The sequence below is a fragment of the Victivallis sp. Marseille-Q1083 genome (assembly GCF_903645315.1).
Taxonomy (GTDB): Bacteria; Verrucomicrobiota; Lentisphaeria; order Victivallales; family Victivallaceae; genus UMGS1518.
On sequence record NZ_CAHJXL010000001.1, the window covers coordinates 291353 to 310295 of the forward strand.

The window sequence follows — 18943 nt, forward strand, 5'->3', positions numbered from 1 at the left end:
ATGTCTTCCGCGGCGGCCGACTTCATCAGGCGGGGTGTCGACGCCGGCTGGTGGGACGGCGCCCTGGCGGCAACCGGCAATGCGGAGCGGGAAACGGGCCGGATCGCCGCCGGCGATGCCTGGCGGACGGCGAACCGGCCAATGCGGCCGGACGCCATCTTCGACATCGCCAGTTTGACCAAGGTCGTCGCCGTCGCCGTGCCGGCGGTGATGCTGGCCGCCGCCGGACGCCTGGAACTCGACCGGCCGTTTACCGATTATCTGCCGACATACCGCGGCCGGCTGTTTCAACCGGTTACCGTGCGCGATCTGGCGCTGCATCAGTCCGGCTTCGACAACAACCGTTCCTTTCTCGCCGCCGCCGACAACGCGGCCCTGCACCGCGGCATCCTGGCGCTGTCGCCGGTGCGCCCTCCCCGCAGCCGGGTCGAATACGCCTGTACCAATTTTCTTCTTCTCGCCAAAGTGCTGGAAGAAATCACCGGCCGAAGACTCGATCAACTGGCCGCCAAACTGCTGCTACGTCCGCTGGGAATGACCGAAACGACCTGGGGGTCGCGTCCCGACGACGGCCGCCGGCTGGTCAAAGCGGTCAATGTTGAACGGCCCGGCATCGTTTCGGACGAAATCGGCCGCCAGAGCACCGGGCCAGTCGGCAATTCCGGCTTGTTTTCGACGGCGACCGACCTGGGCAGATTCGCCCGGTTTTTGCTGAAAGATTCCGAAGCGCTGCCGCCGGCGGCACGTCGGGAATTGTTCCGCCGGCAAACGCCGGACGGTCAGCAGCCGCGCACGTTCGGCTGGCGCATCGGCGCCGGGCTGGTGCCGGCGGGGCTGAGCGACAGGACGGTCTACCACTCCGGCTGGACCGGACAGACGCTGTGGGTCGACCCGGCGACGCGACGCTATATCCTGGTGATGACCAGCCGGATCGGCAAGCCGGAAACCGTATTGCCGGCCAGGGTCAAACTGGCGGAATTGGCGCTGCAGGAGATTTGAAATTTTTCTGGTTGAAAAAATTTGTAATTTCCCGGTCAGCGTGGTATTGTCCCTGATTATGGATAATTATATATAGATAAAATTTTACCGATAACAGCAGTCGACGGCTTTGTTCACACGGCCGTTTGCCGAAGGAAGATTGAGTCATGGATAGACCGATGAAAATCCAAAAGTTGCCTTCCATCAAGCGCCTGCCCTCTTACCTGCGGGAGCTGAAGCTGCTGCACAACGGCGGACGGGAAGTGGTTTCCGCTTCGCTGCTGGCCGAAAAGCTGGGCGTCGAGCCGATCGTCGTCCGCAAGGACATCGAAATCACCGGCGCCAACGGTTATCCGGGCGTCGGTTACCGGATTGAGGACCTGATCTACCAGATCGAACATTTTCTCGGCTGGAACAACACGTCCGACATCTTCCTGATCGGCGCCGGAGCGCTGGGCACCGCACTGCTCGGCTTCAAGGGATTCGCCGATTTCGGCTTGAACATCGTCGCCGCGTTCGACTGCGATCCGCTGAAGATCGGCACGGCCATTCATGAAATTCCGGTTTTCGGCATGAGCGAGCTGGCGCATCTGGTGGACCGCCTGAAAGTCAAGATGGCGATCCTCTGCGTTCCCTGCGAACAAGCGCAGGCGACGGCGAACCAACTGATCGACGCCGGCATCCTGGCGATCCTGAACTTCACCAACGTTTCCTTAAGCGTACCGAACAATGTCGTCCGCCAGCGGGTCAATCTGGCAGGAGACCTGGCGGTTCTGTCGGTCAAACTCTCCGAGCGGCTGAAAAGCGGCGGCCGGACCAACCTTTTAACCGGGGAAGAAACGGATGGCGAAGAATAACATTGTCATTTGCATGGGCAGCTCCTGTTTTGCGCGGGGCAATGAGCAGAACTTGCGGAAGCTGGAAGAGTTTCTGGCCCGCAACCGGATCAGTGCCGAAGTTCACTTGGCCGGCAGTACCTGCGAAGGGCAATGTGCGCTGGGGCCCAATTTGAAAATCAACGGTGAAATTTTCCATAACGTCGACGGAGAAATGCTGATCGATCTGTTGAACAGCAAGCTGATCCGGTGAGGAAGACCACATGAATCACAGTTATCCGATTTATACGGTTGAAACCGAATGTCAGGATTGCTACAAATGTGTCCGGCGCTGCCCGGTCAAGGCAATCAAAGTCAAAGACGGCCACGCGACGGTCATTCCGGAGCGCTGCGTCGGCTGCGGCCGTTGCGTCGAAGTCTGTCCGGCCCATGCCAAACAGGTGCGCAACGATATCGGCCGCGCCCGGCATCTGCTGGAAGAGGGCGGCAGGGTGTTCGTCTCGCTGGCGCCGTCCTGGGTCAACGAGTACCCGAACCTCGACGCCTCCCAGTTGATTCAGGCTCTGCAGAAGCTGGGCTTCACCGGCGTCAGTGAAACGGCGCTCGGCGCCCAATTGGTTTCCGCCGAAGTTGCCAGGCAGTTGAAAGAGCAGAAACGCGGTCTGGTCCTTTCGTCCGCCTGTCCGGTCGCCGTCGATTACATCGGCAAATACCTGCCGGACTTCACCGGCTGCATCTCGCCGCTGCTGTCGCCGGTGCTGGCTCATTGCCGGCTGCTGCGCGACCGTTACGGCGAAGCGATCAAAATTGTCTTCATCAGTCCGTGTATCGCCAAAAAGAACGAAGCGGACCGCCACCCGGATTTGCTCAACCTGGCGCTGACCTATCCGGAATTGAGCCAGATGTTTCAGGAAGCCGGTATTCACCCGGAAGCCTTTCCGAAGGATCCCGCCGTCCAGTTCGTACCGTTCCAGGCGGAAGAAGGCGCCATCTATCCGATCGAAGGCGGCATGAACGAAACCATCCAGTTGCAGTGCGACAATCCGGACCTCCAGTTGCTGGCGGTCACCGGCCTGGAAAATTTGCAAATCACCCTCCAGGGACTCTATCCGGAAAATGTCACTTTCCCGACTTTCCTTGAGACATTGAGTTGCCACGGCGGCTGTGTGCACGGCCCCTGCAGCCAGCACAAAGCGCCCGGGTTGCAGGAGCGGCAGCGCGTTCTGAAGCATACCCGGTTGCCGGCAGTGGTGCCGGAGCGCCGGACCGACGGTTCCATCGAAAACAATTACGCCCCCTCCCCGGCCCAGCAGCCGCTGCCGTCACTGACCGAGGAGCGCGACGCATTGCGCCGCATCGGCAAATTCACGCCGGAGGATGAACTCAACTGCGGCGGCTGCGGCTACGACTCCTGCCGGGAATTCGCCCGGGCCTTGATCGCCGGCAATGCGGAACCGTCGATGTGCGTCTCCTACATGCGCAAACAGGCGCAGAAAAAAGCCAACGGCATCCTCCGCTGCATTCCTTCCGGCGTCGTCATCGTCGACAAGGAGTTGTCGATCATCGAGTGCAACCGCAACTTCGCGGTGATCTTCGGCGAAGATACGGTCGACGCGTTCGAAGCCAGTCCCGGCCTGGCCGGGGCGGATCTGCGCCGCATCGTACCGTTCGCCAATCTGTTCGAAGCGGCGCTGAAAAGCGGCAACGACATCCAGCGCGACGCCTACAAAGTGGGCAATCACCTGTACAACATTACAATTTTCAACATCGAATCGCACGAGGTGCTCGGCGCGGTGATTTTCGACGTCACCCAGACTGAATTGCGCCGCGAGCAGATTGCCGAACGTGCCCGCAAGGTGATCGCCCAGAATCTGGCGACGGTGCAGGAAATCGCCTGCAAACTCGGCGAACACGCCGCCGACACCGAACTTCTGCTGCGCTCCATCGCCGACGATTACGCCGATGAAGAGTGGCTGAGCAAACCCTCCGCCGAGTGACGCAGCCATGCCGGAATACAACAATTTATTCATCGACATGGGTTACAGCCAATGCTGCTGCCACGGGGAACTGATCTGCGGCGACGCAATCAAATTCAAGCGGCTGCCGGCGGAAGACCGCTTCATCGCCGTGCTGTCCGATGGCCTGGGACACGGCGTGAAAGCCAATATCCTGGCGTCGATGACGACGACGATGGCGCTCAAATTCATCGCCGAAGAGCTCGAAATCATCCATTCCGCCGAAATCATCATGGACGCGCTGCCGGTCTGCCAGGTGCGTAAAATCAGCTATTCGACCTTTACGATCGTCGATACCCGGCTCAACGGGGAAACCCGGGTCATCGAGATGGGCAATCCGGAGTTTCTCCTGCTGCGCAACGGCGCGCAACTGCGGGTGCCGTTCGAGGAGCTGAATTCGCCGAAATACGAAAACCGGACGATGCGCTCCTATCACTTTCAGGGCCAGCCGCACGACCGGTTGATCTTCTTCTCCGACGGCATCACCCAGGCCGGACTGGGAACGCCGAACTACCCGCTGGGCTGGCGGCTGGACGGCTGCCTGGGCTACACGCAGGAACTCATCCGGCAGAAGCCGGACCTCTCGGCGCATGACCTTTCCGGCGCCATCCTGCGCGAAGCGGTGGCCAAGGAGGCCCAACTGCTGCCGCTGGACGACATGACCTGCGCGGTCATCTATTTCCGGCCGCCGCGCAAACTGATGCTGTTCACCGGCCCGCCGTACCACCGGGAGCACGACCATGCCTGCGCCGAACTTCTGAAAAATTTCGACGGCGCCAAAGTGATCTGCGGCGGGACTTCCGCCACGATCATTTCCCGGGAGTGGCAGCAGGAGATGACGATGGATCTGGCCACCGTCGGCCGCGACCTGCCGCCGATTTCGATCATGGCGGGAGTCGACCTGATCACCGAAGGCATTTTCACGTTGACCCGGACGGCGCAATATCTGGAAAAGGACGGTTCCCGGCAGCACAACGATCCGGCCGGACGGCTGATGGATCTGCTGCTGAACAATGACATCATCGAATTCGTCGTCGGCACCCGGATCAACGAAGCGCACCAGGATCCGAATCTGCCGATCGACCTGGAGTTCCGGCGCAATATCGTCCGGCGCATCGCCAACGCGCTGCGCGACAAATACATGAAAGAAGTCAACATCCGTTTTGTTTAATCAATAAGTTTTAGGAAGCAAGGGAACAACATGCAAGAGACGTTGGAAAAGACGCAGGCGATGGCGTCGCATTTGTCAGCGGTGGACCGTATCCTGGAAGAACACGGTTACGACGCGAGCAAATTGATCCCGATCCTGCAGGCGGTGCAGGAAGAGTACAAATTTCTGTCGAAAGACATGATCAGTTACGTGGCGACGAGCCTGGGCGTCCCGCCGTCGCGCGTGTATGGAGTTGCGACGTTTTACGCGCACTTTTCGATGAAGCCGAAGGGGAAATATCTGATCAAGCTGTGCGACGGGACGGCGTGTCACGTGAAGAAATCGCACAGTGTGCTGAACGCGCTGCTGGAGAAGCTGCATCTGAGCGACGAAAAGCGGACGACCGACGACATGCTGTTCACGGTGGAGACGGTGAGCTGTCTGGGAGCGTGCGGCCTGGCGCCGGTGATGCTGGTGAACGATGAAGTGCACGGGCAGATCACGCCGGAGCAGGCGATCGAGCTGGTCGACGGGATACTGGCCGTCGAAAAAGACGCCGCCCATTAATCGAACCCCAACATTCTCAGGAGTCAAAAGAGAAGATGAGCAAGATCAATCTGGAACAGATCGCGTTGGACTACCAGGCAGCGGCCGGCAAGTTGAAACAGCGGTTGATATTGTGTGCGGGCACCGGTTGCGTGGCGAACGGTTCGCTGGAAGTGCGCGATGAATTGGTGCGGCAACTGTCCGGGCGCGGTTTGCCCGTGGTGGTGGAATTGAAGGAGGAAACGGCAGCGGCCGGAGCGAGTTATGTGTCGAAGAGCGGCTGCCAGGGCTTCTGCCAGCAGGGCCCGCTGCTGCACATCGAGCCGCAGCACATTCTCTATACGAAAGTGAAGCCGTCGGACGTCACCGAGATCGTCGAACGGACGCTGCTGGGCGGCGAAATCATCGACCGGCTGCTGTACCACGACCGGGACGGGCGCGGCTGCAAGGGCAACGCCGACATTCCGTTCTACAGCCGCCAGAAGCGGGTGGTGCTGGCGAACTGCATGATCGAGCCGGACAACGTCAACGAATACATCGCGCGGGGCGGCTATTTCGGGGCCCGCAAGGCGGTCTGCGAAATGACGCCGGCGGAGGTCTGCCAGACAGCGATCGAATCCGGTTTGCGCGGCCGCGGCGGCGGCGGCTTTCCGACCGGTTTGAAATGGAAATTCACGCTGGCGAGCCGGAATGACAAGAAATACGTCATCTGCAACGGTGACGAAGGCGACCCGGGCGCCTTCATGGACCGTTCGGTGATGGAAGGCAACCCGCACAGCGTCATCGAGGGAATGATGATCGCGGCGAAGGCGATCGGCGCCGATGAAGGTTACGTCTACGTGCGGGCGGAATATCCGCTGGCGGTGGCCCGGATGCGCAACGCGGTGGCGGCGGCGCTGGCGGCGGGGCTGCTGGGCGACGGCCTGTTCGGCACCGATTTCAGTTTCCGGGTGACGGTGATGGAAGGAGCCGGCGCTTTCGTCTGCGGCGAGGAAACCGCGTTGATCGCCTCGATCGAAGGCAAGCGCGGCATGCCGATGCCGAAGCCGCCGTTTCCGGCGCAGAGCGGGTTGTACGGCAAGCCGACGGTGATCAACAACGTCGAAACGCTGGCGTCGGTGCCGGGCATCTTCCGGAACGGCGCGGCGCAGTACAAGGCGGTCGGGACCGAGAAGTCGCCGGGTACGAAAACCTTCGCCCTGACCGGGCACGTGGCGAACACCGGTCTGATCGAAGTGCCGTTCGGCACGACGCTGCGGGAGATCATTTACAACATCGGCGGCGGAGTCACCGACAACAACGGCAAACTGACCGGGGAGGATTTCAAGGCGGTGCAGATCGGCGGTCCGTCCGGCGGCTGCCTGACCAAAGAGATGCTGGATCTGCCGATGGACTTCGACACGCTCAAATCGGTCGGCGCGATGGTCGGTTCCGGCGGCCTGGTGGTGATGAACAACCAGACCTGCATGGTCAAGATCGCCCGTTTCTTCATGCAGTTCACCCAGAACGAATCCTGCGGCAAATGCGTGCCGTGCCGGGAAGGCACCCGGCAGATGCTGGCTCTGCTCGACGACATCATCGCCGGCAAAGCCGACGAGACGACGCTGGAACTGCTGGAGGAGACGGCGAAAGCGGTGCAGCTCGGTTCGCTGTGCGGGCTGGGCAAGACGGCGCCGAACCCGGTGCTGTCGACGCTGCGCTATTTCCGCGACGAGTACGAGTCGCACGTCTTCAAGAAGATCTGCCCGACCGGCGAATGCCGGGCGCTGGCCCGTCCGGAAATCATCGCCGAGAAGTGCAAAGGCTGCACGGCCTGCGCGCGGAAATGCCCGGTCAACGCGATCAGCGGAGCGGTGAAACAGCCGCACAGGATCGATGCCGACAAATGCATCAAATGCGGCGCCTGCAAGACGGCGTGCAAATTCGGCGCGGTGGTCGGACTGTAAGGCGGCGGTTTTCCACCGCGTTCGGAAGCAAAACGGCAACAACATTCAGGAGAAAACTGCCAAATGACAACGGCTGAAAATATTGTAAAAGTCAACGGCTGCGGCATCGCCATCGAAGGCGAACGCAATTTGCTGGAACTCATCCGGAAAGCCGGGATCGACATCCCGACCTTCTGCTACCATTCGGAACTGTCGATTTACGGCGCCTGCCGGTTGTGCCTGGTGGAAGTCGACGGCAAGGGCATCATGGCGGCGTGTTCGACGAAGCCGGAACCCGGCATGGAGATCAGGACCGACACCAAGGCGATCCGGCAGATGCGCAAGATCAACATCGAACTGCTGCTGGCCAGCCACAACCGGGAATGTCCGACCTGTTCGCGCAGTTCGAGCTGCACGCTGCAGAACGTCGCCCGCCGGCTCGGCGTCGACACGGTCCGTTACCGGTCGGCGACCAAACAGCTGCCGCTGGACACCAGTTCGCCGTCGCTGCAGCGCGACCCGAACAAATGCGTGCTGTGCGGCGACTGCGTGCGGGTCTGCGCGGAGGTGCAGGGCATCGGCGCCATCGATTTCGCGTTCCGCGGTTCGAACGCCCGGGTGTCGCCGGCCTTCGACCAGGACCTGAGCCAGGTCGAATGCGTCAACTGCGGCCAGTGCGCGGCGGTCTGCCCGACCGGGGCGATCGTGCCGAAACAGGACCGCCACCGGGTCTGGGAGGAAATCTACAATCCGCAGAAGAAGGTGGTTGTTCAGATCGCGCCGGCGGTGCGGGTGGCGCTGGGGGAAATGTTCCAGTTGGCGCCGGGCACCAATGTCGCCGGCAAACTGGTTTCGGCGCTGCGGCTGATGGGATTCGACGAGGTGTACGACACCTGTTTCGCGGCGGATATGACCATTTTCGAAGAGGCGACCGAGCTGCTGGACCGGGTCGGCTCCGGCGGCGTGATGCCGATGTTCACCAGCTGCTGCCCGGGCTGGGTGAAATACTGTGAAATTTATTACCCGGAACTGCTGCCGAATCTGTCGAGCACCCGTTCGCCGCAGCAGATTTTCGGCTCGGTAGCGCGCAAGACGCTGCCGGCCCGGCTCGGCATCGAACCGGCCGACCTGGTGGTGGTGTCGATCATGCCGTGCACGGCGAAGAAATTCGAGGCGCAACTGCCGAAGTTTTCCAACCACGGCAAGCCGGACGTCGATTACGTGCTGACCACCACCGAGGTGGCGCAGATGATCGCTTCGATGGGAATCCAGTTCGACGAACTGGAGCCGTCGGCTTTCGACATGCCGTACGGATTTTCGACCGGCGGCGGCGTCATTTTCGGGACGACCGGCGGGGTCATGGAAGCGGCGCTGCGGTTCGCGGTGGAGAAGCTGGAAAACAAACCGCTGAACCAGGTGGAATTCAAGGCGGTGCGCGGACTGGACAAACGCAAGGAAGCGGCGGTCCGGGTCGGCGACGGCGAAGTGAAGGTGGCGGGGGTGCACGGCCTGGGCAATGCGAAGGCGTTGATCGAGGACCTCAAGGCCGGCAAGGGGCATTACGATTTCATCGAGGGGATGGCCTGTCCGGGCGGCTGCGTCTGCGGCGGCGGCCAGCCGGTGGCGCCGAACGACAACGTGCGCCGACAGCGGGCGGCGGGGCTGTACAATTCCGACAAGACCAATCAGTTGCAGAAATCGCAGGACAACTATCTGGTGGACCGCTGCTACGAGGAGGTGTTCGGCGGCCGGCCGGGTTCGCACGACGCGCATGAGAACCTGCATACGCATTACCAGAACCGCAGTCAGTTGTTCGACGCCAAGCTCACCGTCCTCAAGGGGTCCGAACCCAGGCTGCTGCCGATCACCGTCACCATCTGCACCAGGCTGCAGGACTGTCCGGGACAGGCGCTGCTGGGGCTGATCGTCAAATACATCCGCGACAAGCATTACGAAGACAAAGTGGAAGTGACCGCCGCCTTCAGTTCGCGCTCCAATCCGGACGGAACGATCTGCGTGACCGTCGGCGACCAGAAGATCGACCGCTGCGCCTTCAGCCGCGGTTTGACCACCGAGGACCAGTTGCGCAACCATGTCGAATTCGACCACATCCGCCAGGCGATCGACGCCGGGCTGCAGTAAAATCAGCACGAACAACAAACGGGATTTGCTTATGAACCGGGAAATCATCATCATGCCCTGCCTGGACATGCAGCAGGGCCGGGTGGTCAAGGGCGTCCATTTCGTCGACATCGCCGATGCCGGCGATCCGGTGGAATGCGCCAAGGCTTACTGCGCCGCCGGCGCCGACGAACTGGCGCTGCTGGACATCACCGCAACGGTGGAGAAGCGTGCCACCTTGCATGAAGTCGTCCGGCGGGTGGCCGGAGTCTGCACCGTACCGTTCACCGTCGGCGGCGGCATCAACGACCTGCCGGCCGCCGAAGCGGTGCTCGCCGCCGGCGCCGACAAAATTTCGATCAGCAGCGCCGCCTACCGCAATCCGGAACTGGTCAGAGAACTGGTCGCCAAATTCGGTCCGGACAAAGTGACCGTCGCCATCGACGTCGACCGCAATCCGGCCCTGCCTTCCGGTTACGAGGTCTACATCGACGGCGGCCGGACTGCGACCGGCAAGGATGCCGTCGAATGGGCCCGGGAAGTCGACGCAATGGGCGTCAAAACCATCCTGCCGACCAGCAAGGCCGGCGATGGCGCCCGGACCGGTTATGATTTGCCGGTGATCAGGGCAATGGCACAGGCCTGTTCGGCCGATATCGTCGCTTCCGGCGGCGCCGGCAAGCTGTCCGACTTTCTGGATGCGGCGGAAGCCGGCGCGACCGTTCTGCTGGCGGCGTCGGTCTTCCATTTCCACCTGATCGACATCGGTGAGCTGAAACAATACCTGCGCGCGCATGGCGTGACAGTCAGGAGCTGAACTGGTCAGCGATTTTGCGGCCGGCGACGGAATTTCCGCTGCCGGCCTTTTTCCGTAATTTTTCCGGATGCATTCCTTCGGCGGCTGGCAATCCGCCCTCCGAAGCGGTACATTACGGCAGAACCAGCACGAAGAAAGGTGAAATTCATGAAGCAAAAATGCTGCGGCGCCAACGGTCATCTCTCCGGCGATTACCTCAATTCGCTGGTGGAACGGGTGTGCGCCACCTATCAGGATGCCCGCGGCATCAATCATATCGAAGGAATGAATCTGCCCCGGCAGCAGGAAATCCTGCACATCATCGACATGCTGCAGGAAGTGGTGTTTCCGGGGTTCGACCGGCTGCAGAACTACAGCCTGGAGTCGCTCTCCTACAGCATCGGCAACCTGCTCAACGAGCTCTACTGCGAACTGTTCGACCAGATTGCCCGCTCCTTCCGTTACCAGAACACCAACCGCAACTGCAGGCATTGCAACATCGAGGAAGCAACCGTCGATGCGGTGCAGGGCCTGATGGACGCCATCCCGGCCATTCGCGAAACGATGAAACTGGATGTCGAGGCCGCTTACGCCGGCGATCCGGCCGCCGTCACCACCGACGAAATCGTCGTCAGTTACCCGGCAATCCGGACCATCACGATCCAACGGTTCGCCAACCTCCTGTACCAGAAGCGCGTGCCGTTGATTCCGCGGATGATGACCGAATATTCGCACAGCCGAACCGGCATCGACATCCATCCCGGCGCCCGGCTCGGCCGCGGCGTTTTCATCGATCACGGCACCGGCGTGGTCATCGGCGAAACAGCGGTCATCGGCAACAACGTCCGGATTTACCAGGGCGTCACACTGGGCGCGCTGTCGTTTCCCAAGGATGCCTGCGGCGTACTGGTCAAAGGGACCAAACGCCATCCGACCATCGAGGACGACGTGACCATCTATGCCGGCGCGACGGTGCTCGGCGACATCACCGTCGGCTGCGGTTCGGTGATCGGCGGCAATGTCTGGCTGACCGAAAGCCTGCCGCCCGGCACCAAAATTTCGATGGCGAAGCCGGAGCAGACGGTGAAATTCGCCCGGGAGCAGCCATGAATCACGCCACGGATTTCCATTATGTCGCCGAACAGCTTGCCAGAGTTCGGCAGGCGGTCCGCCAGACGGCGGAACAAAGCGGCCGGCCGGCCGACGCCGTGGGACTGCTGGCGGTCAGCAAAACCTTTCCGGTCGAAGCGATCCTGGCCGCCTACCAGGCTGGCCAGCGCCGCTTCGGCGAAAGCAGGATTCAGGAACTCGAACTGAAAACCGCCGTCCTGCCCGATGACATCGAATGGCATTTGATCGGCCACCTGCAGAGCAACAAAGCAGCCAAAGCGGTGGAATACGCCCACTGGATCCACTCGGTGGATTCATTGAAGCTGCTGGAGCGCCTCGACCGGCTGGCCGGCGACCTGGGGCGGCAGCCGAATATTCTGCTGGAGGTGAACCTCTCCGGCGAAGCGTCGAAGTTCGGCATCGACAGCCACGCCCTCGACGATCTGGCCGCCGGAGCCGCCGCCGCCGGGAATCTGCGCTGGCAGGGGTTGATGACGATGGCGCCGGCGATGGCGGCCCGACACGAATTGCACCGGATTTTCAGTGCGCTGCGGCAGCGGCGCGATCAGCTGGAACAACGTTTTCAACAGGCATTGCCGGTCTTGTCGATGGGAATGAGCGGCGACTATCCGGCGGCCATCGCCGAAGGGGCGACGATCGTCCGGATCGGCAGCGCCATTTTCGGAGCGAGGAATTATTCATGACCACGAAGCTTGCAGAGTGCCGCATCCTGGTGGTGGGCGCCGGCGCCATCGGCGGTTATTTCGGCGGCCGGCTGGCCGAGGCGGGCGCCCGGGTTTCCCTGGTGGCCCGTTCCGACTATGAAACCGTCCGGCAACACGGCATCCAGATCAAAAGCATCGCCGGAAATTTTCATTTCCGACCGGATGGCGTCTACCGCCGGGCGGCGGAAGCGCCGACGGCGGATTATCTTCTGATCGCCACCAAGGCATTGCCGGAAATCGACCTGCCGCGGCTGCTCGACGGCGCGGTCGGGCCGGGCACCACGCTGTTGCTGATCCAGAACGGCATCGGCGTGGAACAGCCGTTGAAGCAGGCCTTCCCCCATCATTGTCTGTTGAGCGCCACCGCCTACATCGGCGTCGGTCGTTCCGCTCCCGGCGTCATCGATCACCAGGGCGGCGGGCAATTGTCGATCGGCTGTTATCCCGCCGGCCGGCCGGCGGAACTGGAAACCATCGTCGCTTATTTCAACCGGGCCAAGGTAAAATGCGAACCGGTCGACGACATTGAACTCTGCCGCTGGCTGAAGTTGTGCTGGAACGTGCCGTTCAATGCGCTGTCGGTCGCCGCCGGCGGCATCGACACCCAGACCTTGATTCAGGACCGGCCGCTTGAAGAATTGAGCCGGCAGCTGATGGAGGAGGTGATCGCCGTCGCCGCCGCCGCCGGGAAAGCCATCCCGGCCGGCGTCATCGAACAGAATTTGGACTACACCCGGAATTTTCCGGCCTACAAAACCAGCATGCTGCTGGATTTCGAAGCCGGACGGCCGCTCGAAGTCGAGGTCATCCTCGGCAACGTGCTGCGCCTGGCCCGGCGGCATCAGGTTGCGGTTCCCCGGCTGGAAACCGTTTATGCGCTGCTGTCGATGGTGGACCGCCGCAACCGCCGGAGGACCGGTCACCGGCCGGAATGATCCTCCGCTTCCGCCGTCCACCGGCGCAGCGCCAGAATCCGATGGCACCTTGCCCAGCGCCACAGCGCCAAAACCAGCAGCAACGGAATGCCGAACACCGGCAGTGCCCCCCGCCAGTTCGGCTGCCAGCCCAGCCAGCCGGCTTGCCAGACCAAAAGCCAGAAACCGAAACTCCATTGCCAGAAAACCGCCGACGGCGTTTCCCGGCTGCCATCCTTCCAGGCGCGATTCCAGGTTCCCAGTATGCCGGTATAACCGATGACATTGACCAACGGCAGAAACAGCGTAAAGGCATACCAGGGAATCCTCAAACCGCCGCTCCGGCCGCTCTCCCGGCAGAATGCCAGCAGCAATGCCGGAACCGCCACCCACCAGACCAACGCGGCCAATCCCCAGGAAGCCGTCCACAGCACGCTCTTCATCAACGCCAGCAGAAAGCCGGCGGCCAGCAGCAACGGCACCGCCGCCAACGTGCAGCAAAGCAATTCATAATATTCGGTGAGCTTTTTACCGGGGCCGGCCGGTTCCGGGACAATGACCGGTTCGGCGGCATTCAACGGGTGCCACTGCGGCTCCCCTTCCCGATAAACCGGCGTCTCCGGCGCGAGTTCCCCCGCTGCCAGTTTGTCCAGCAACTCCTGGCGGGTTACCGGGCCGTGGATGGCGCCGTCCGCCTGGTAATAGCAATCGTTGGCCCGTTTGTATAAATTTGCCATAAACCGGTTCCGTTTCGCTCCATTGATGAAAAATAAATTATTTTTATTACGGTAAACGCCGACGGCGGTTTTCGCAAACGATTTCAAAAAAAGCGCGTTGAAAACTTGCGTCCCCCCGCCCTCCGGCGTTATATTACCGGAATGAAGCGAATCATTGAAACAATTGAACCTGCAAGGAGAATTTTAGCATGGCCGGAATCTTCAAAGCCTATGACATCCGCGGAATTTATCCGAATGATTTGAATGCGGAAATCGCCGAAAAAATCGGACACGCCTATGTCGCCTTCACCGGTGCCAAAAAGGTGGTAGTCGGGCGCGACATGCGGCCGCACTCCATCGTGTTGTTCAACGCTTTGGCCAAGGGGATGACCGACCAGGGCGCCGACGTCATCGACCTCGGCCTGTGTTCGACCCCGATGTCCTACTTCGCCAACGGCACATTGAAGGCGGACGGCAGCGTGATGATCACCGCGTCGCACAACCCGGGCCAATGGAACGGCTTCAAACTCTGCCGGGCTGACGCGGTGCCGATTTCCGGCGCTACCGGCATTCAGGAGATCGAAAAATTGGTCGAAAACGCCGCCTGGCCGCCGGCCGGCCGGAAAGGAACGATCTCCACCTATGATATCGCGCCGGCCTATAACCAGTTCCTGCGCGACCACGTCAAATTCACCAGGCGTTTCAAAGTCGTCGTCGATTACGCCAACGCGATGGGTACGGCGGAAATCGCCGGCATCAAGGATCTGTACGACCTGATCCCGATGTACGAAACGCTCGACGGCACCTTCCCGAACCACGCTGCCAATCCGCTGGAAACCGATACCCTCGACGCAATCCGCGCCAAGGTCAAGGAAGTCGGCGCCGACTTCGGCGCCGCCTTCGACGGCGACGCCGACCGCTGCGGCTTCATCGACGACCGGGGCGAAATCATCCCGATGGACCTCTTCACCGCATTGATCGCCCAGGATATCCTGTCGGACGGACCGGCTACCATTCTCTATGACCTGCGCAGCAGTTGGGCGGTGCCGGAGTGCATCCGCGAAAACGGCGGCACCGCGATCATGTCGCGGGTCGGTCACGCCTTCATCAAAAATCAGATGCGGGAAAATGATGCAGTTTTCGCCGGCGAATTGTCCGGCCACTACTATTTCAAGGAGAATTTCACCGCCGAATCCCAGGGGCTGGCGATGGTGAAATTGACCAATCTGCTGGACAAGACCGGCAAGAAAGTCAGCGAACTGGTCGCGCCGCTGCGCCGCTACGCGTTCAGCGGCGAAATCAACTCCAAGGTGGCGGATGTCGCGCCGATCATGGCCGAATTGAAAAAACGTTACGCCGACGGTAAAATGTACGAGCTGGACGGTCTTTCGGTCGAATACGGCGACTGGCATTTCAACGTCCGGGCCTCCAACACCGAACCGCTGCTGCGGCTGATCGTCGAAGCCAGAACGCCGGAATTGATGGCGGCCAAACGGGATGAATTGTTGAAACTGATCCGCGGCTGACCGGCGGCCGTTCCGCTTTTCCCGGAGAATCCTCCGGCGGAGGTTGAATGGTATTTTCCGGGGCCGCCGGCTTGAAAAATCGCGTTCGAACGGTTACATTAATTCGTTTTATCCAATGCGGCATCGTCAGGGCAAAAGGCGCTTGAACGAATGCCGTTTTACAGCAAGGAAGCAGTGATCATGGCTAAAAATTACAAAATTGCAGTGTTGCCTGGAGACGGCACCGGACCGGAAGTCGTCGCCGAAGGCTTGAAAGTGCTCGATGCCGTCGCGGCGAAATTCGGCTTCACCACCCAGCGCGAAACCTTCGACTGGGGCGGCGAGCGTTACCTGGCCACCGGCAACGTACTGCCGGACGATGCGGTGGAAACGCTGCAGAAGTTCAACGCGGTGTTCCTCGGCGCCATCGGCCACCCGAAAGTCAAGCCGGGCATCCTGGAAAAAGGAATTCTGCTCAAGTTGCGTTTCGCTCTGGACCAGTACATCAACCTGCGGCCGGTCAAACTGTACCCGGGCGTCGAAACCCCGCTGGCCAACAAAAAACCGGAAGATATTGACTATGTCGTCGTCCGTGAAAATACCGGCGGCATTTATACCGGCATCGGCGGCAATTCGCAGCCGGGCACCAAAGATGAAGTCGCCGTCCAGTCGATGGTTTACAGTTACATGCAGGTCGAACGCTGCATCCGCTTCGCTTTCGAAGAAGCGCGCAAACGCCACTCCAACGGCAACGTCTGGCGCGGCCTGACGCCGGAAGAGGTGGCCGCCGGCAAAATCGGCCAGGTCACGCTGTGCGGCAAAACCAACGTGCTGACCTATGTGTTCGGCCTCTGGGAGCGTGTATTCCATGAAGTGGCCAACGACTATCCGGACATCAAGACCGCCTACTGCCACGTCGACGCCACCTGCATGTGGATGGTCAAGAATCCGGAATGGTTCGACGTCATCGTCACCTGCAATATCTTCGGCGACATCATCACCGACCTCGGCGCCATGACCCAGGGCGGCATGGGCATCGCCGCCGGCGGCAACATCAATCCGCAGGGTGTCAGCATGTTCGAACCGATCGGCGGCTCGGCCCCGAAATACACCGGACTCGGCGTCATCAACCCGCTGGCCGCGATTATGGCCGTGGCGATGATGCTCGATTTCCTCGGCGAAAACGCGGCGGCGAAGGCCATCGAAAAGAGCGTCGAATATCTCACCGGCAACAAGATGAAATCGCAGGCGGCCGGCAAGATGGGCTATTCCACCAGCGAGATCGGCGATCTGGTGGTCGCCAATCTCTGACGGGATATGAGCGCATCTCAGCCAGCCGATGATAATCACCGTTGCTACAGCGACGGTGATTATTTCTCATTTTCCACCCATCAGCGCCGCGGCATGGCGCTGAGAACGCTAACCGCGGCGGAGCTCGAACAACTGCAGGCGGCCGAAACCTTGCTGCAGCAGGCCGAGAAGATCAAAGATTCCCGTTCCACGCTGGCCGGGCTGTTTACATTCGGCCGCCGCCGCCTCTTCCTGAAGCGTCATAACGCCCGCAATTTCTACCACCGGCTGCGGCGAAAATTTCAAACGCCCCGGCCGCTGCGCAACCTGGCGGTCACCCTGCGGCTCAACGCCATCGGAATTCCGGCGCCGCAAATTCTGCTGGCGATGCGCACGTTCCGCCACTCGCTGCCGGAGCAGGATTACCTGATCACTGAAGCCCTGCCGTCACCGCTGACGGCGGCCGAACAATTCGAATTGCTATGGGACCGGGACGCCGCGGCCATCGACGCGCTGGCCGCGCTGGCCGCCCGGATTCACGCCGCCGGCGTCTTTCACGGCGACTTGAAATTGCCGAACGTCATCTGCCGGATGACCGGCGATCAGCTTTGCTTCGGCCTGTTCGACTTCGACGGCAGCCAATTGTACGGCAAGGCGCTCGCGGCGCCGGAACGCCGGCTGGACCTGGCGCGACTGGCCGCCTCCTGGCGCGTGCTCGCCCGGCAGACCGGCGCGGAGCCGGAGGCCGTTTCCGTCGCCGACTGTTTCGCCGAAGCCTACCGGCGGCACGCCTCTCTGTCGCTGGCCGGCCCGGAACTCAACGCCCGTGTCACTTATTTGTCCGAACGCGTCAGAAAGCATTGAAACGATGGAAACGGAATCCTGGTTTATCTGGCGCGACACAGCGCATTCGCCCTACTTGAATATGGGCATCGATGAACTGCTGCTTCAGGAAAGCGCCGCCCTGCCCGGCGTATTGCTTCGTTTTTACGACTGGGACCGGCCGTCGGTTTCGATCGGTTATGTCCAGGAATACCGGGCGGCGCCGTTCCGGACCCATACGGTCGTCCGGCGGCCGACCGGCGGCGGCATCGTCTACCATGACGACGACCTGACTTATACGGCAATCATTCCGGCCGGCCACCCGGTCACCCGGCTGAACCGGCTGGAGAGCTACCACCTCTTCCACCGGGCGGTGCAGCAACTGCTGGCCGGTTTCGGTCTCTCCGCCGAACTGGCCGGCACCGGCCAGCCGCCCTTCGACCGGGCGACGATGCAATGCTTCACGACACCGACCCGTTACGATGTGGTTGCCGCCGGTCAAAAATATGCCGGCGCGGCGCAGCGGCGCACCCGTGACGGCATCCTGCACCAGGGAAGCATCGCCAGAACCGGGAAGAGACTGGCGGAGGTGAAGCGGGAAGAATTGATTGAAAAATTTTTGACTGCGCTGCAAAACCAGCTTGCAATCAGCTTCAAAACGTTTACTGTGTCGAAGGGATTCCTGGAACGGGCGGAATCGCTCGCCGCCCAAAAATACGAATCAACCGGCTGGAATCGGCACAAACAATTATGAACATTCATCATGGCTGAAGATATCGAAAAACTGAAAGACAAGCTCAATTATACGTTTCAAAACCGGGCGCTGCTCCGCGAAGCGCTGACCCATCGCTCCTATGCGGTGGAAAATCATCTGTCCTACGACAACCAGCGGCTGGAGTTTCTCGGCGACGCCGTGCTGGAAATCGTCCTGACCGAACATCTCTATCACTTGTACAAGGAGTACAATGAAGGTCTGATGACCAAGATGCGTTCGGCGCTGGTGCAGCAGGACGCCCTCGCCCGCCTCGCCCGCAAGCTGGAACTCGGCAGTTTCCTGATCACCGGCAAAGGCGAACTCGAGAGCGGCGGCACCGAGCGGGATTCGACGCTGGCCGACCTGTTCGAAGCCCTGCTCGGCGCTTATTACCTCGACGCCGGCTTCGACGCGGCCAGGCAGTTCATTCTCGCCCAGTTCAACGCCGAATTTCCGGAACCGCACCGACTGCTGACCGGTTTGAACCCCAAAGGCATCCTGCAGGAATATTCGCAACGGCGCTGGAACAGCGCGCCGGAATATACCGTTTTGAGCATCTCCGGCCCGGAGCACAATCCGAGCTTTGAAGTCGAAGTCAAGGTCGGCAGCATCAGCGCGCTCGGCACCGCCCACACCCGCCGACGGGCGGAAAGCCAGGCGGCCCGCCATGCCATCTGGCAGATCGCCGAATGCGATCCGTCGATCAACGAGTTGAAATTGCACAATTGAACTTCCAAGCG

Annotated in this window: 18 protein-coding genes; 17 read left to right on the forward strand and 1 reads right to left on the reverse strand. The window is 61.1% G+C overall.

Annotation, left to right across the window (positions count from 1 at the left end):
* The 12 genes from HWX74_RS01070 (at position 1) to HWX74_RS01125 (ending at position 13137) form a co-directional block, all read left to right on the forward strand.
* Positions 1–999, forward strand: coding sequence for a serine hydrolase (locus tag HWX74_RS01070; RefSeq protein WP_176011762.1), 999 nt, complete (start codon positions 1–3; stop codon positions 997–999).
* A gap of 158 nt (positions 1000–1157) precedes the next feature.
* Positions 1158–1835 (forward strand): redox-sensing transcriptional repressor Rex, encoded by a 678-nt coding sequence (locus HWX74_RS01075; protein WP_176014515.1) that lies wholly within the window; start codon positions 1158–1160, stop codon positions 1833–1835.
* Complete coding sequence (locus HWX74_RS01080; protein WP_176011763.1) at positions 1822–2067, forward strand: (2Fe-2S) ferredoxin domain-containing protein; 246 nt, start codon at positions 1822–1824, stop codon at positions 2065–2067. Before HWX74_RS01075 ends, HWX74_RS01080 begins: the two co-directional genes overlap by 14 nt.
* 10 nt (positions 2068–2077) lie before the next feature.
* Complete coding sequence (locus tag HWX74_RS01085; protein WP_176011764.1) at positions 2078–3811, forward strand: [Fe-Fe] hydrogenase large subunit C-terminal domain-containing protein; 1734 nt, start codon at positions 2078–2080, stop codon at positions 3809–3811.
* A 7-nt stretch (positions 3812–3818) separates the two neighbouring features.
* Entirely contained in the window at positions 3819–5000 is a 1182-nt protein-coding gene (locus HWX74_RS01090) for a SpoIIE family protein phosphatase (RefSeq protein ID WP_176011765.1), read from the forward strand.
* 60 nt (positions 5001–5060) lie between these two features.
* Positions 5061–5546 (forward strand): NAD(P)H-dependent oxidoreductase subunit E, encoded by a 486-nt coding sequence (locus HWX74_RS01095; protein WP_368506812.1) that lies wholly within the window; start codon positions 5061–5063, stop codon positions 5544–5546.
* A gap of 35 nt (positions 5547–5581) precedes the next feature.
* Positions 5582–7471: an NADH-ubiquinone oxidoreductase-F iron-sulfur binding region domain-containing protein gene (locus tag HWX74_RS01100; RefSeq protein ID WP_176011767.1), complete on the forward strand. Its 1890-nt coding sequence runs from the start codon at positions 5582–5584 to the stop codon at positions 7469–7471.
* Between the two features lie 63 nt (positions 7472–7534).
* Positions 7535–9592 (forward strand): 2Fe-2S iron-sulfur cluster binding domain-containing protein, encoded by a 2058-nt coding sequence (locus HWX74_RS01105; RefSeq protein WP_176011768.1) that lies wholly within the window; start codon positions 7535–7537, stop codon positions 9590–9592.
* 31 nt (positions 9593–9623) lie between these two features.
* Positions 9624–10388, forward strand: a complete 765-nt coding sequence (gene hisF / locus HWX74_RS01110) for an imidazole glycerol phosphate synthase subunit HisF (RefSeq protein WP_176011769.1) — start codon at positions 9624–9626, stop codon at positions 10386–10388.
* Between the two features lie 147 nt (positions 10389–10535).
* A complete protein-coding gene (gene epsC / locus HWX74_RS01115) occupies positions 10536–11477 on the forward strand; it encodes a serine O-acetyltransferase EpsC (protein ID WP_176011770.1) in 942 nt (313 codons plus the stop codon).
* Positions 11474–12181 carry a YggS family pyridoxal phosphate-dependent enzyme gene (locus HWX74_RS01120; RefSeq protein WP_176011771.1) on the forward strand — a complete coding sequence of 236 codons (708 nt, stop codon included), beginning with the start codon at positions 11474–11476 and terminating at the stop codon, positions 12179–12181. The genes epsC and HWX74_RS01120 overlap by 4 nt, the downstream gene beginning before the upstream one ends.
* Entirely contained in the window at positions 12178–13137 is a 960-nt protein-coding gene (locus tag HWX74_RS01125) for a ketopantoate reductase family protein (RefSeq protein WP_176011772.1), read from the forward strand. Before HWX74_RS01120 ends, HWX74_RS01125 begins: the two co-directional genes overlap by 4 nt.
* On the opposite strand, the gene HWX74_RS01130 is transcribed toward HWX74_RS01125, so the two are convergent.
* Positions 13122–13853, reverse strand: coding sequence for a DUF4339 domain-containing protein (locus HWX74_RS01130; protein ID WP_176011773.1), 732 nt, complete (start codon positions 13851–13853; stop codon positions 13122–13124). The genes HWX74_RS01125 and HWX74_RS01130 overlap by 16 nt on opposite strands.
* A gap of 188 nt (positions 13854–14041) precedes the next feature.
* Between HWX74_RS01130 and HWX74_RS01135 the strand changes: the two genes are divergently transcribed.
* From HWX74_RS01135 to rnc, 5 genes are all read left to right on the forward strand, one after another.
* Complete coding sequence (locus tag HWX74_RS01135; protein ID WP_176011774.1) at positions 14042–15358, forward strand: phosphomannomutase/phosphoglucomutase; 1317 nt, start codon at positions 14042–14044, stop codon at positions 15356–15358.
* Between the two features lie 180 nt (positions 15359–15538).
* Entirely contained in the window at positions 15539–16648 is a 1110-nt protein-coding gene (locus HWX74_RS01140; RefSeq protein WP_176011775.1) for a 3-isopropylmalate dehydrogenase, read from the forward strand.
* 6 nt (positions 16649–16654) lie between these two features.
* Positions 16655–17491, forward strand: coding sequence for a lipopolysaccharide kinase InaA family protein (locus HWX74_RS01145; RefSeq protein ID WP_176011776.1), 837 nt, complete (start codon positions 16655–16657; stop codon positions 17489–17491).
* Between the two features lie 4 nt (positions 17492–17495).
* Positions 17496–18203 carry a biotin/lipoate A/B protein ligase family protein gene (locus tag HWX74_RS01150; RefSeq protein WP_176011777.1) on the forward strand — a complete coding sequence of 236 codons (708 nt, stop codon included), beginning with the start codon at positions 17496–17498 and terminating at the stop codon, positions 18201–18203.
* Positions 18204–18212: 9 nt separating this feature from the next.
* Positions 18213–18932, forward strand: coding sequence for a ribonuclease III (gene rnc / locus HWX74_RS01155; protein ID WP_176011778.1), 720 nt, complete (start codon positions 18213–18215; stop codon positions 18930–18932).
* The last annotated feature ends 11 nt before the right edge of the window (positions 18933–18943 follow it).

What these genes read in the sequence shown, in the direction of transcription:
- HWX74_RS01070 (WP_176011762.1), top strand. Translation starts at nt 1, where the DNA reads ATGTCTTCCGCGGCGGCCGACTTCATCAGGCGGGGTGTCGACGCCGGC.
- HWX74_RS01075 (WP_176014515.1), top strand. Translation starts at nt 1,158, where the DNA reads ATGAAAATCCAAAAGTTGCCTTCCATCAAGCGCCTGCCCTCTTACCTG.
- HWX74_RS01080 (WP_176011763.1), top strand. Translation starts at nt 1,822, where the DNA reads ATGGCGAAGAATAACATTGTCATTTGCATGGGCAGCTCCTGTTTTGCG.
- HWX74_RS01085 (WP_176011764.1), top strand. Translation starts at nt 2,078, where the DNA reads ATGAATCACAGTTATCCGATTTATACGGTTGAAACCGAATGTCAGGAT.
- HWX74_RS01090 (WP_176011765.1), top strand. Translation starts at nt 3,819, where the DNA reads ATGCCGGAATACAACAATTTATTCATCGACATGGGTTACAGCCAATGC.
- HWX74_RS01095 (WP_368506812.1), top strand. Translation starts at nt 5,061, where the DNA reads ATGGCGTCGCATTTGTCAGCGGTGGACCGTATCCTGGAAGAACACGGT.
- HWX74_RS01100 (WP_176011767.1), top strand. Translation starts at nt 5,582, where the DNA reads ATGAGCAAGATCAATCTGGAACAGATCGCGTTGGACTACCAGGCAGCG.
- HWX74_RS01105 (WP_176011768.1), top strand. Translation starts at nt 7,535, where the DNA reads ATGACAACGGCTGAAAATATTGTAAAAGTCAACGGCTGCGGCATCGCC.
- hisF (WP_176011769.1), top strand. Translation starts at nt 9,624, where the DNA reads ATGAACCGGGAAATCATCATCATGCCCTGCCTGGACATGCAGCAGGGC.
- epsC (WP_176011770.1), top strand. Translation starts at nt 10,536, where the DNA reads ATGAAGCAAAAATGCTGCGGCGCCAACGGTCATCTCTCCGGCGATTAC.
- HWX74_RS01120 (WP_176011771.1), top strand. Translation starts at nt 11,474, where the DNA reads ATGAATCACGCCACGGATTTCCATTATGTCGCCGAACAGCTTGCCAGA.
- HWX74_RS01125 (WP_176011772.1), top strand. Translation starts at nt 12,178, where the DNA reads ATGACCACGAAGCTTGCAGAGTGCCGCATCCTGGTGGTGGGCGCCGGC.
- HWX74_RS01130 (WP_176011773.1), bottom strand. Translation starts at nt 13,853, where the DNA reads ATGGCAAATTTATACAAACGGGCCAACGATTGCTATTACCAGGCGGAC.
- HWX74_RS01135 (WP_176011774.1), top strand. Translation starts at nt 14,042, where the DNA reads ATGGCCGGAATCTTCAAAGCCTATGACATCCGCGGAATTTATCCGAAT.
- HWX74_RS01140 (WP_176011775.1), top strand. Translation starts at nt 15,539, where the DNA reads ATGGCTAAAAATTACAAAATTGCAGTGTTGCCTGGAGACGGCACCGGA.
- HWX74_RS01145 (WP_176011776.1), top strand. Translation starts at nt 16,655, where the DNA reads ATGAGCGCATCTCAGCCAGCCGATGATAATCACCGTTGCTACAGCGAC.
- HWX74_RS01150 (WP_176011777.1), top strand. Translation starts at nt 17,496, where the DNA reads ATGGAAACGGAATCCTGGTTTATCTGGCGCGACACAGCGCATTCGCCC.
- rnc (WP_176011778.1), top strand. Translation starts at nt 18,213, where the DNA reads ATGGCTGAAGATATCGAAAAACTGAAAGACAAGCTCAATTATACGTTT.